The sequence below is a fragment of the Endozoicomonas sp. OPT23 genome (assembly GCF_009653635.1).
GTDB lineage: Bacteria > Pseudomonadota > Gammaproteobacteria > Pseudomonadales > Endozoicomonadaceae > Endozoicomonas_A.
In genome coordinates this window covers 15,253-27,477 of sequence record NZ_PPFD01000002.1, presented here as the reverse complement: position 1 = coordinate 27,477, position 12,225 = coordinate 15,253, and the positions used below count along the sequence as shown (strand labels likewise).

The following is a 12,225-nucleotide window of genomic DNA, read 5'->3' as shown; positions in this document are numbered from 1 at the left end:
TTTCAAGGCTGCTCTGCAAAAAAAATCTTAGTTTCTGATTGATGGTTACTTGGAAACCACAACCATCGCTGGACGTACCAGACGGCCGTTCAGCTTGTAACCTTTCTGGAATACGTTCAGAACGGTGTTTGGCTCTACGTCCGGATTAGGAATCATGGACATGGCCTGATGGAAGTTAGGGTCAAATGGCTGACCTTCAGGGTTTTCCTGCTCCACCTTGAAACGACCCAGAGCATCCAGGAACTGCTTCAAAGTCAGGTTCATGCCTTCAACCAGTGCTTCGTGAGCACCTTCTGCCTGCTCAGCAGATTCGATCCCTTTTTCCAGGCTATCTACGACCGGAACAAGGGCATCAACAAACTTTTCCAGCGCGAACTTGTGGGCTTTTTCCACATCCTGCTCGGCACGGCGTTTGATGTTCTGGGCTTCAGCCACTGCACGCAGAGCCTGGTCCTTCACCTTCGCCATCTCTTCGGTCATGGCTTCCAGCTGTTGGGCCAGATCATCGCCAGTTTCCACCGTACCTTCTAAAGCGTCTACTACTGCTTCTTCTACCTGTTCAGCCTGCTGTTCTTCTGCAACGGCTTCTTGAGCCGCAGTTTCAACAGTCACGTCTTCAACCTGCTCTTCAGGTTTGTTGTTCTCAACGGTCATTCCGGAGTCTCCGTCTGGGAGCAAAAATTCTTTGATGACCGTTATATGGGGATAGTTGACAGGGATTCAAGCCGGAGAAAGCATTTTTCTGGAAGATTTTCGAGATTAGGGAGTAAGTCTGTCAGATTCGATTCGGAAACTTATAAGAAACTTTTTATATGAATGTGTGTCTATGAAGTATTCATCTATCCAGAGGCCTTACCTGATGCTCAGGTTCAAGCACACTCTTCTTATATTGGCACTATCTAGCCAAAACATTGTTCTGGCAGATAGTAGCCTGACTGATACTTCTGACAGTAATACATATGAAGAAAAAAGCTCTTTTTTTAGCGAAATTGAAAGTCGAAAACGGGCTGGTGAGCTCATTAAAGCTTTCGTGGATATCTTGGAGATAACAAGTACTTTTCTCTCCCCATTTAACGAGGATAAGTATAAGGAAGAACCACTTTACTCTGACCAATTTGTCTCTGAACAACCAGAGCTAGCTGAGGAAGAACGTTTATCTCCAGATGCGGATATCGACGAGAAAATGTCACAGTTTTTTGAAACGGCCAGACAAGAGATAGAAAGTGAACGTCATTTATTACTACTGAATTTATGGCCAGCGGCGAAAGGTCTGGCCGAATATTTACCTTCTGAGAGAATACAAACACTATTCCCCTTCAATCATGAATACGATTATTTAAAGCCATATGGTTTTTCATCGATTGTTGGCGAGGTTCCAGTCTTCGCAAAGCGAAGCATAGCTCCATCTTCCCTACGTAAAATCATTCCCCCATTAATTCGACTTAACTTATTTCTGAAAGATCCTTTTATTGCCGTACACCTGAAGAAAGACTACCCGGACCTGCTGCACGAGATATTTGGTGATGAGCAACCAGTTATAATCGATCTATTAGTCTCTGTTCTGCCTGTTATCTTGAGTGGCGATACATACTCTTTTGGTGATACGGAGCTAGAACAAATTGCGACCGTAAATAAGCGTATCCATGAATACCTGCTTCCCAAGGGTTCTGGTATCACGATTATCAAGCCGGATTCTCATATCGATTCTTATATCAAATACAGGGATCTGATTTCTCCCGAGAGAAATGCTCAACTGGTCAGTCGTAAGCTGCCAATCTTCGGTTCAAAAACAACACCACAACTGGAAAATCACCTCATCGTTATCAGTGAGGGAGCCATTGATAGCCAGTATTTCTCATATATTTCCACTGATGCAGGCACCCAAAAAATGCTGCCTCCCGACTTTTTTATAAGCAAAAAGTGAAACAACAATCAGGAAAACCAAACCATCGAAAGGTGAAAAAATGAAAAAGCAAAGTAAGCAAGCTCTGGTCTACGCAATAGTTATCTTATTCCTGCTTCCAGGCTTATCTTTCTCCAGAGTGTACGAAAAAAAATACGGAAGTGACGGTATTAATCTGAAGCAAATGCAGGAGCAGCTCAAAGGTATCGCTGCACAAGCTAAAGATCTGGCAGAACACGCCTCCTCATCTAAAGTCGGGGATACAACTCAATTGTCAAAGTCACTCGCACGTGCAGAAAGGAAGCTTAAACGGGCTGAAGGCATCCCTCCTTCTCCTGAAGAAAAACTGGAAGAGCTGCAATGGAAATACGATATACAGCTGAAACAGTGCAGTCAAAAAGCTATTTTTAATATTTTGCAATTCAACAGTATCGCAATGCTTGAGTCAGGAAAGAACGAAAATCATTCCGAAAACATGCTCAAAAAGCACTGCCCAATGGACCAGTTGCATGACACCCTTGCACTAATTTCTCTCTACCAGGCAAAGGAGGATATGATCGATGGTGTTGATGAAACAGGTAACAACATAGTTCACAACGCTGTTGAGCTCTGTAATTCAAATCTTCTTCGGTTGATTCTAATTGCCCCCCAAAACAGAGCTCTGGCACGTGCGAAGAATCACTATCAAAATACCCCGTACCAGTTAGCAGAAAAGTGCCCTGCTCCTGAAAGACAGTCTATTGAGGATCTGTTCTGGAAACATAACGAGCTGTAGAGTCGAGCTACGATCGAACATTGATCATTCAGGTAACGGAATACCCTTGCTTTTTTTCTTCTTTGAGCTTTTATCTCCAGACTTACCTGAGACCTTTCCTGCCCTCTGAGCGTACTCTTCTATGGTTTCACCAACCTTGTAGCCATCAAGGATAAAAGGTGCGTTGTCGTCACAAACTTCCAGCATTCTGAGTTTGCCCTGAAACATCAGCCGCATCAGTGATTTTTCATCATTAAATTCTTTGGCATGGTCATGGTAGCCACCTCCTAACAGGTGACGAAATTCATGCTGAGCAACGATGGCATCCAGTCCTTTCAGGTCACGAGTGAATTTTTTCCCCTGCGGATCAAGTGCTTCTATAGTAATCGTGTTCCAGCTGGCGACCTTTCCAAATTTCTCACCGTCCGAACTAAGACAACCATGCCAAAAACAGCTTCGACCTTTAGATGCTTTGGTAATTCTGGGGTTAATAAAGACATCCGAAGGCGCTCTGGAGTTGATCATGGGAGGAGGACCAATAAGAAAAATCTGTAATGATTTACCAATCTGATTAGCAGAAATACCACCACCTACATTTGATGCCATGGCTTCGTGCATGGCTTTAAGTAACTCATCAATGTCCTTATTCGGCAGTGTTTTAACCGCTTTGGTTGAGTTGTTCAGCATCGCTTGATGCGCCGGGTTGCTGAACTGGTATATCTCAGGACGTTTTTTATTTATTGCCCCCTGCTTCTTGTTTTTCTCTGCAGGCTTTTCCACAAACTTCAAGCTACTGTTTTTTGCATCGGAAGACTCGGATGCTGTTTTTCCCCAACCTACAGAGAAAAATAAACTGGTAACAAGCAGGGCTACTATTTTTAAATTCACTATCCATCAACCTTCTGGCATTTTTTGTCCCAGAGAATAGACCAGCCAAAACGCTTCCGGTTCCTATAAAATTTACCTGACTTTCCTCTTCTCAGTCTTTTTCATTACTTATGCGACTCAGCATGCAATTTGAAGCAAAGTTGCTTAATTCTTTTATGCCCATTGGTTAAATTACGATCAAATCCAATTGCAGGCTAATTAAGTGAAAGGTCAACTCTTCTTATTACTCTGTGCCATCTGGTTAATGACGTGGTGGCAGAAAGATCAGTTACCAGCCCAGCTTCCTCATATTCCAGAGCTTCGAAATGAGCCTGTTCAGGAAAAAGTAGACCTGGACCCTTTTCTTGCCAGCGTTGCTAATGAAAACTATTCAATCTTCCCTAAATACCATTACGAACTCTGGGGGCTGGTAGTTTCCGTCCATCACAGTGATGTCTGGTGGGACCGAATGCATAAGAGAGCGTCAGACTACCTGAACATCAAGGATATCTGTGTTGTCTGGGGGGACCAGAACACGTTGCCGGAGTTTTATCGTAATGTGGAGTTCTCCAGCGGCCAGTGGACCTGTTATTACTCCACCAGAGATATGCAGGCTCACAACCTGTTTCAGGGGGACAGGTTTGCCAACAACCATATTCTGGCTGACGATCCGTTTATCGCCGAGCAAATCATGGCTTCAGAAATTGGCGATATCATTCATTTCAAAGGTTATCTGTCAGACTACAAAGGCAGACTCACTCAAAGACAAACAAGCACGACCAGAACTGACACGGGTAATGGTGCCTGTGAAACTGTTTATATTACTGACTTTAATTTGCTGCATCGCTCAAACGCGGGCTGGAAAAAAGTTCACCTTCTTTCTGGCTGGATAATATCACTCTGGGTAATGATAGCGCTGACCATCTTCTTCTGGCCTATTGTGCAAGAGTTTGCGGGAGCTCCGTCAAAGAGAGGCAGGTTAAGAGAGTAACTGTCGCTGACATTTCCAGGAAGAAAACAGCAACTATACTGATTGGACGCCTTAACATCAGGGATGACCAATATGTTAAACCGTCTGCTTGCATGCCTATTTGTCTTTACTTCCAATTCTGCCACTGCGCTCTTCTGGAACGAGGACAATTCACCGGATATAGGTCCGTTAATCAAACCAGCCATCGCATATGGCGTCAGTTTCACTGCCTGGAACCGTCATCCGGTTGGCCGTGCTGCTATGGGCTACCGCTATATGGCAAGAGAGTACTTCCTCCAGTGGCTGGCTGAAAAGTCTGGTAATGATACAAGCCAGTACCCAGGACTGAAGAGTGTTGTTGTTCAAGCGGTTACAACTCGTGCGGACACTCAATTAAAAGACTCAACAAGAAACCTGAAGCCAAACCTTGCCAAAGAACTGGAAGGCAAACTAAGTGAGTGGTCTGAGAAAAAGGCCAGTAAAAAGTTTTATGGAAGCCAAAAAACATCTTTTCCCAGTGCTGTTCAGCAATGCTCTAAAAACTCAACACTTTCGGAGAAGTGCCAATCTGCTATTGATCATCTGAGTAAATGGCAGCCGGATTCAGTAGCATCGGAGCCGCTTTTTGAACAGCTGCTGGATTCACTGATTAATTTTCTCAGATTTACCAATAAGAGCGACGCATACCCGATTTATGAGGCATTAGTAGACAGTCGTGATCAATTTCATAAAGAGCTTAATATACTTTTTTATAAGGAAGTCAGCCCTGAAGACATTGCTTCCGAACTACTGAACAGAGGTATTTACTTTGATGTTATCCACAACAAGGTTCGTTACTTCAAAGCTCGGAAGCTAAATAACACTCAGCGTTGAAGCAATATTGTCCGGTTCGACAATGCATTGCCAAACCGGATTCATATTAAAAGCTGTTCACAGTCTTCTAAGGTGAAGCCTTTGTCTTGGCTCTCTGGCAAGCGGGACGAAGATACATACGATCCCGGTAATCCAGATACTGTTGTGGAATATCAAACTGAAAACGATCTGCCCAATTAATGGTCTGAGCCAGAAGAATATCAGCACAGGTAAAGTTATCACCTACTGCAAACTCCCGACCCTCCATAATCTTATCAAGCGCTGAAAGGGAACGCTGCCATTCCCACTTAACAGTAGAAAGCATCTGTTCAATACGATGTTCTTCAGGCAGGACAAATGAATGCTTCCCCTTGCTCCACAGTGACTGTTCAAGATCTGTCAGAATGAAATAGCAGAACTCGTCATATTCAGCCTTTGCTGCAGCAGAGTCAGCTGGCATAAGCTGCTTCCCGGGAGCAAGGGCTGCAATGTAATTCACGATAGCGGCACTTTCAGTAAGTGTAAGATTACCATCTACCAGCGTAGGAACTTTACCCTGCCGGTTAATAGCCTGATAAGACGGATGACGACTGCCGTCTTCTTCAGGACTGCCAATTTTCACATGCTGATATTCGTAATCCAGACCAGCTTCTTCAAGAGCCCAAACCGCTCTGAATGAACGTGACTGACCAGAGCCGTATAGTTTTATCATTGTGATGCCTCTGAATTTGCAGGTACTCAGTCTTGCAAAAATAGGCTTACGGAGCAATAAAACTCATAACCAGCCAAGCCATGCCAGTGTCGCCAGAACACTGCAAATCAACAATACACCCAGTGGACTGATGATTTTAGCCGTACGAATAAAGTCTTTTGTTTCCACCAATCCTGTCGCATGTGCCAAAGCATTAGGCGGTGTACTGATAGGCAAGCCCATACCCAATGAAGAAGACAATGCAACAATAGCAGCTATAACAATCAAGCCTCCCCATTCTGCAATCCCGGCGATGGATACAGACATGGAAACCGCAATAGGCATCAGCAGATTTGCAGTGGCTGTATTGGAGAGAAACGTTGCCATCAGCATGCAAATAAAACCAATCACGAAGAAAACCAGCAACACAGGCAGCTGTTCAAAAGGCAGACAGTTCACGATCAACTCTGCCAAACCGGAACTGCTCATGGCGGCACCGATGGCAATACCACCAGCCAGCAACCAGAGCACATCCCAACTGATCTCTTTCAAATCCTTCTGCCCAATAACTCCGGTCAAACTGAACACGGCTACTGGAATAATGGCTACAGCGTAAGCATTCACACCGTGTAAACCTGAAGTCATCCAGAGCAAAACCGTCAGCAACACGGTGACGTAAACAATGTAAGGCTTACAGCCGTGAGCAAAGGTGGATTCAATATTGAGTTCTACGGTTTTACTTTTGGTCGGATACATTCGCAGTAAAAGCCACCAGCTGAAAGCAATTAAGACGACAGTGATTGGCACAGCAAACATCATCCAGTCGCCAAAGGTGATGCTATTTTCACCAACAAAATAACGAAAAGCTATGGCATTCGGCGGTGTACCAATGGGTGTTCCCATACCACCAAGGTTTGCGGCTACTGGAATGGCCAGCACCATAGCTCTGCCGCCCGGATCATCAGGGTCCATATCAGACAACAGTGGCGTCATAATCGTCAGCATCATGACACTGGTCGTCGTATTACTCATAAACATTGAGAAAACTGCAGTGATTACCATCAGACCAAGCATCACCACTGCATAGCGCTGACCAAAAGGTTTCAGCAGGACCCGGGCAAGATTGAGGTCAAGGCTGTATTTGGCACTGGCTAAAGCGATATAAAAGCCACCAAGGAAAAGAATAATGATTGGTGAAGCAAAGCTGCTGAACACTTCAACATAGCTGAGCGCTGAGTCCCCCAGGCCTTCTTTTAAAAAGTGTGGTGCACTGTCTGATGCAGTCAGTACCAGCAGTGTAATAATCAACAGTGAGGTAGAAAACGCCGGTACAGATTCTGTAACCCATAGAAAGGTCGCCAACAGAAAAATGGACAGTATTCTTTGTTGAACCGGATTCAACATTCCTTCAGGAAAGAAAAGTTCTGGCACAAGGAAAGCGCCTGCCATAGCCAGACAGCAGGGAATCAGTGTTTTGAATTGCATGGTACAGCTCTGCGAAAAGAGGACTTTCTAATCAGAAGAATGCACTTTTTCTGTTTATAAAGTGATGAGCCAAATCATTATTTAACTTATTAATTATTAATCTATATATTTCTCGCTCAATGTCATTATCTGATAGAATTTGTGATTGAACAGACTGCTCATAAATAGCCATTGAAGGCCAATAAGAGAATAAAGTGGAAAGCAGTATTCCCACCCTTAACGTCACTCAAAACCAGAGCATTCGATTCTGGGAAAACAGTATTGTCCGTCGATATTTTTTCCTGTCCCTGCTGGTTACCTTTATTCCACTGGTTCTTACCATCTTTCTCTACGACCGTTTAACCGGTGAGCTGCAACAGAATATTGATCAGCAGCGTAATCAGTTACAGTTGAAGCAAGTGAAATCAGAAATGGACAGTATGTTGCAGCGACATCAGACCGCTTTAAAAGCGATTGCATCGCTGCCAGACATTGAAAAACTGCTGCGGAAAGATACGCACCTCTCCGCCTCTACATTGAACCTGATCTATTTTGATATAGACCGTCCGGAAATATACGGCGCACTTTTCTTCAATCACCAGTGGCAACTCAAAAAAGCTCTACCCGGCCAGAGTGCCAGTGGTTCTCCTTACTGGAAAGGCGACAGTTTCTCCATAGATCATTTACCAAAAACCCAAATCAGCAATGGGTGGCTGATTGGCCCACAAACGCCTGTAAGAGGAAAATCCGGCTGGTATCTGATCGCACGACAGATTGATGATGTTGAACAGGGAGGTGAATCGCCTGGCTATATAGCCTTTCAGGTTCGTCTTGCCAGTCTTACCAAGGCTCTGGCGACACTGGATAGTGATCAGGGCTATGGCTGTCTGAACATAGTATCCAGTATATGTTTTGATGTTCTCGGTCAACTCAATGACTCAACCGAGCCTCCAGTCTCTACGACCGACTTTTTGGCACACTGGCAGATTCAGCTGAACTCAAAGACTACTGACACAGCAAGCAACCTCACCACCCAGCGGGGGCTTTATTTGGCAGTAGCCATTATTACTCTTCTTCTTGTTAGCCTGTTCTTTACTGCATTGGTTGCCCGAACCAGACATCGTATCAAACCATTGATTCATGGCGCTGAAGCGATAGCTGATGGCGACTGGAATCATGTTATCCCATCTTCCGGAAATGATGAGGTGACTCAACTGACCAGCAGTCTGAACAGGATGGCCGAGCAACTGAAAAACCTTATGGCAGTGAGAATACAGATGGAGAAAAAGGCCACACAGGGTGACTTTGCTACCGGTGTTGCCCATGAAATCAGAAATCCACTGGCAACGATAAAAATTTGTCTGCAAAGCCTTCCACTATCGTCTAATAATCCTCAGGCGACAGAACTGAAACAATTGATGCTGGAAGAGATCGACCGGATAAATCAGTTAATCCAGAATCTGCTGGACTATTCCAAACCTCTCAGGCCATCCACTGATCTAATCGATTCCAGCGCTCTGCTGCAGAGAATCATCAACCTTGTTGGCCCAATGGCGAAGGAACAGTCTATCGCTCTGACTCTTGAAATAGAGGATCAGATACAGTTCAAAGCAGATACTGAGCAGCTGCATCAAGTCATTATGAACCTGATTCTGAATGCCATTGAAGCAATTGAGAGTCATAAAGATGGTCAGATACATATTCACTGCTATCAGAAAAGTGGCAAGGCCGTCATCACCGTTACCGATAATGGCCCGGGCATAAGCCTGACTGATCAGAAGAAAGTCATGGAACCTTTCTTTACCACTAAAACTTCCGGAACAGGACTTGGGCTGGCTATTTCAGCCCGACTTGTTGAACTCAATGGCGGACAACTATCACTGTCCAGCAGTGCTGCAAGCCAATCGGGAAGCGGTACCACTGCGACCCTGACCTTTGATGTATGAAACCAAAAAAACAACAACTGACTGTCAAACGCGATAAAAAGAGGCTGGCATGAACAGCAAGCCCACATTACTGATTACCGACGACGAAGTGCGTCTGGCCCGATCTCTTGAAATAGCTCTGTTCAGTAATAGCTATCGAATTATCACGGCTCATACGGCAGCTGACGCTATTGAACTGGCCATCAGTGAGCATCCTGAAGTGGTGCTGCTTGACCTGAAGCTGCCCGACAGTGATCAGCTTGAACCTCTGAATAAGCTCAAGGTGATTCTTCCGGAAAGCAAAATCATCATGATGTCAGCTCACGGCGATATTCAGATTGCTGTCGAAGCGGTAAAACAAGGCGCTTATGACTTTATCACCAAGCCTTTTGACGTTGATGCAATCCGTTCCAGAATAACTCCCTGGCTTGAAAGCTGCAGTGAACAGGTACCGGAACCCAGAAAATTTGTAGGTCAGAGCTTTGTTCTGAAAAGTCTGCTGGAACAAATCAAGCTCATCGCTCAAAGCCCTGCCAGAAACATTCTGCTTAAGGGTGAATCCGGAACTGGCAAAACCGCTATTGCCCATGAAATTCATTGCCAGAGTGATCAGGCAGAAGCGCCCTTTATTGAAGTGAACTGCGCTGCATTACCTGAAACCCTGCTGGAAGCCGAGCTCTTTGGTGCAGAAAAAGGCGCTTACACCGGTGCTCATAAACGACGAAAAGGCCTTATTGAACAGGCTGACGGCGGCACACTGTTTCTGGATGAAATAGGTGAACTCAGCCTGGCGACTCAAGCCAAATTACTGACTTTTCTCGAAAGCTATCGCTACCGCCCTGTAGGCAGTGAAGTGGAGAAAGAAGCCAATATTCGTGTGATCGCTGCAACCAATCGCGATCTTAAGCAGGCATCCGAATCCGGTGAATTCAGGTCTGACCTCTATTTTCGCCTGAATATCATGCCGATTACCCTACCACCACTGAAACAGAGACTTGAGGATGTTCCTGAACTGCTGAAACACTTTGCAGAACTGATGGCCAAGCGCCAGTCAACGACTCCGATTCAGTTTGATAATGAAACACTGAGTGTACTGACCCTGTTTCCATGGCCGGGTAATATTCGAGAGCTTAGGAATATTGTTGAACGTTTGTCAGTACTCTATCCAGGCACTTTGATCACTGAAAGCAGGCTGCCTGCAGAAGTCTTTAATAGCGCACAATCCATAGAAAGCAAAACACCTGTTGTTCAATCAGACACCAACGATGATAGTGAGCTGCCTGAGTCTATGGATGAGTATCTGGCCACGGCCGAACGTGAAATTATTCTAAAAGCACTCAGACAAACCAGTGGTCATAAAACCAAAGCCGCAGAACTGTTGAATATTTCCCGGCATGCTTTTAAACGACGTCTGCAAAAACTGGGCATTAAAGCATGAGCAGACTCTTCCAAGGGATTGTCTGCAGCCTGACATTGCTGCTCAGCAGCGTCAGTTTTGCCGAAGAAGTGATGATTGGTGCTGATCCGGCAGAGGCCGATTTAAAGCTGGGCTGTATGTACCCTCTCTCAGGTTCTTCTGCTCTCTGGGGGCGGGATGCCGTAGCCGGTATGGAACTGGCACTGGCTGATATAGCCATTACCAACGAAAAAGCCCCGAAAATTACCGCCTATATCTCCGACACCATGGGTAAAGCCTACCGCTCTCGGGAAATCACTCAACAGTTGCTGACCAATAAAAAGGTTGACGCTCTTTGCGGTGTCGTTAACTCGGCCATTGCTCTGGAAACCTCCCGGATAGCAAAACAGCAGCAGATTCTCTTTCTTGGTGCAGGTCACAGTACTTCTCGTACGACAGAGGAAGAACTTCATCCCTGGTATTTCCACCTGAATAACGACGCCAGTCAGTCAATGATGGCGGGGGCCCGTTACCTCAAGGAACTACAGCAGTTTGAAGATTGGAAAACCCTGTCGTACATAGGACCCGATTATGAATACGGCCACCAGCTCTGGCAGAAACTGACGGACAGCCTGGATCAACTCGGGGTCAAATACCGGATAAAAAACGAGTTCTACAGTCTGCATAATGAAAACAGCTATGAAACTTACATCAAAGCTATTGCCAGTAACCCGCCGGATATTCTAATCAATGGCCACTGGACACAGGATCTGGTTCGCTTTGTTGAGCAGGCAAATAATGCAGGCTTGCTTGAACAAACCCGCTTTGCCAACTTTGATACTGGCGGTGGATACTTTGCCCTTTCCCGTTTACAGGACAACTTACCTGATGGTTTGATTCTTTCTGCCCGCCATCATATTAACTGGCCTGAAACCGAAGAGAACCAGCAGTTTGTGGATCGTTTTTATCAACAGAACCATCGCCTGCCGACGTTCGTGGCTCAGGATGCCTATACCGTGATTATCGCTTTGGCTGAAGCCTGGCAGCAGACCCCTGACAAAAATATGGCCAGTATTCGCTACACTCTTGAAGGGCTGCAACTTTCACTGCCTGAAGACCCTAAAGGCTTTCAATCATGGATTGACCCTCTGAGCCATAAGATCATGCAGGTTCAGGCAATAGGCGTTACTGCACGTTCCAAGGATCAGGAGTCACTTGCCGTACAACTGAAGAACTGGAAGCTTTATTATCCCGAGCGAAAACCGCTCAACGATCGCTAACCGCTCATTACTGCGAGCGATAGCCGCTCGCAGCACTTCCCTGACAAACCACTCTCCAGCAACGTTTATTGCCCAACCCCTATAACTGCGCCCCTTTTCCTTTCTGGCACACCATTTGCCATA

The 12,225-nt window shown here is 45.4% G+C and carries 11 protein-coding genes; 7 read left to right on the top strand and 4 right to left on the bottom strand.

Annotated features, from left to right (window positions below; genetic code table 11):
* Window positions 1–45: 45 nt before the first annotated feature.
* Window positions 46–654 (bottom strand): nucleotide exchange factor GrpE, encoded by a 609-nt coding sequence (gene grpE, locus EOPP23_RS02035; protein ID WP_153764328.1) that lies wholly within the window; start codon window positions 652–654, stop codon window positions 46–48.
* Between the two features lie 172 nt (window positions 655–826).
* Between grpE and EOPP23_RS02030 the strand changes: the two genes are divergently transcribed.
* Complete coding sequence (locus tag EOPP23_RS02030; protein ID WP_194842459.1) at window positions 827–1,924, top strand: hypothetical protein; 1,098 nt, start codon at window positions 827–829, stop codon at window positions 1,922–1,924.
* A 40-nt stretch (window positions 1,925–1,964) separates the two neighbouring features.
* On the top strand, window positions 1,965–2,678 hold the full coding sequence (locus tag EOPP23_RS02025) for a hypothetical protein (RefSeq protein ID WP_153764326.1): 714 nt from the start codon (window positions 1,965–1,967) through the stop codon (window positions 2,676–2,678).
* A 24-nt stretch (window positions 2,679–2,702) separates the two neighbouring features.
* Here EOPP23_RS02025 and EOPP23_RS02020 read toward each other — a convergent pair whose 3' ends face one another.
* On the bottom strand, window positions 2,703–3,545 hold the full coding sequence (locus tag EOPP23_RS02020) for a peptide deformylase (protein ID WP_153764325.1): 843 nt from the start codon (window positions 3,543–3,545) through the stop codon (window positions 2,703–2,705).
* 202 nt (window positions 3,546–3,747) lie between these two features.
* Between EOPP23_RS02020 and EOPP23_RS02015 the strand changes: the two genes are divergently transcribed.
* Together EOPP23_RS02015 and EOPP23_RS02010 are read left to right on the top strand one after the other, a co-directional pair.
* On the top strand, window positions 3,748–4,515 hold the full coding sequence (locus EOPP23_RS02015; RefSeq protein ID WP_153764324.1) for a hypothetical protein: 768 nt from the start codon (window positions 3,748–3,750) through the stop codon (window positions 4,513–4,515).
* Between the two features lie 72 nt (window positions 4,516–4,587).
* A complete protein-coding gene (locus EOPP23_RS02010; RefSeq protein ID WP_153764323.1) occupies window positions 4,588–5,367 on the top strand; it encodes a hypothetical protein in 780 nt (259 codons plus the stop codon).
* Between the two features lie 67 nt (window positions 5,368–5,434).
* On the opposite strand, the gene EOPP23_RS02005 is transcribed toward EOPP23_RS02010, so the two are convergent.
* Together EOPP23_RS02005 and EOPP23_RS02000 are read right to left on the bottom strand one after the other, a co-directional pair.
* Window positions 5,435–6,058 (bottom strand): glutathione S-transferase family protein, encoded by a 624-nt coding sequence (locus tag EOPP23_RS02005; RefSeq protein ID WP_153764322.1) that lies wholly within the window; start codon window positions 6,056–6,058, stop codon window positions 5,435–5,437.
* Window positions 6,059–6,121: 63 nt separating this feature from the next.
* Entirely contained in the window at window positions 6,122–7,522 is a 1,401-nt protein-coding gene (locus tag EOPP23_RS02000) for a DASS family sodium-coupled anion symporter (RefSeq protein ID WP_153764321.1), read from the bottom strand.
* A gap of 194 nt (window positions 7,523–7,716) precedes the next feature.
* Here EOPP23_RS02000 and EOPP23_RS01995 point away from each other — a divergent pair, with 194 nt between their 5' ends.
* From EOPP23_RS01995 to EOPP23_RS01985, 3 genes are read left to right on the top strand one after another with little or no spacing between them, the layout of a single operon-like run.
* Entirely contained in the window at window positions 7,717–9,447 is a 1,731-nt protein-coding gene (locus EOPP23_RS01995; RefSeq protein WP_153764320.1) for a HAMP domain-containing sensor histidine kinase, read from the top strand.
* A 49-nt stretch (window positions 9,448–9,496) separates the two neighbouring features.
* On the top strand, window positions 9,497–10,864 hold the full coding sequence (locus EOPP23_RS01990) for a sigma-54 dependent transcriptional regulator (RefSeq protein ID WP_153764319.1): 1,368 nt from the start codon (window positions 9,497–9,499) through the stop codon (window positions 10,862–10,864).
* On the top strand, window positions 10,861–12,102 hold the full coding sequence (locus EOPP23_RS01985; RefSeq protein WP_153764318.1) for an ABC transporter substrate-binding protein: 1,242 nt from the start codon (window positions 10,861–10,863) through the stop codon (window positions 12,100–12,102). The genes EOPP23_RS01990 and EOPP23_RS01985 overlap by 4 nt, the downstream gene beginning before the upstream one ends.
* Window positions 12,103–12,225: the final 123 nt, after the last annotated feature.

What these genes read in the sequence shown, in the direction of transcription:
- grpE (WP_153764328.1), bottom strand. Translation starts at nt 654, where the DNA reads ATGACCGTTGAGAACAACAAACCTGAAGAGCAGGTTGAAGACGTGACT.
- EOPP23_RS02030 (WP_194842459.1), top strand. Translation starts at nt 827, where the DNA reads ATGAAGTATTCATCTATCCAGAGGCCTTACCTGATGCTCAGGTTCAAG.
- EOPP23_RS02025 (WP_153764326.1), top strand. Translation starts at nt 1,965, where the DNA reads ATGAAAAAGCAAAGTAAGCAAGCTCTGGTCTACGCAATAGTTATCTTA.
- EOPP23_RS02010 (WP_153764323.1), top strand. Translation starts at nt 4,588, where the DNA reads ATGTTAAACCGTCTGCTTGCATGCCTATTTGTCTTTACTTCCAATTCT.
- EOPP23_RS02005 (WP_153764322.1), bottom strand. Translation starts at nt 6,058, where the DNA reads ATGATAAAACTATACGGCTCTGGTCAGTCACGTTCATTCAGAGCGGTT.
- EOPP23_RS02000 (WP_153764321.1), bottom strand. Translation starts at nt 7,522, where the DNA reads ATGCAATTCAAAACACTGATTCCCTGCTGTCTGGCTATGGCAGGCGCT.
- EOPP23_RS01990 (WP_153764319.1), top strand. Translation starts at nt 9,497, where the DNA reads ATGAACAGCAAGCCCACATTACTGATTACCGACGACGAAGTGCGTCTG.
- EOPP23_RS01985 (WP_153764318.1), top strand. Translation starts at nt 10,861, where the DNA reads ATGAGCAGACTCTTCCAAGGGATTGTCTGCAGCCTGACATTGCTGCTC.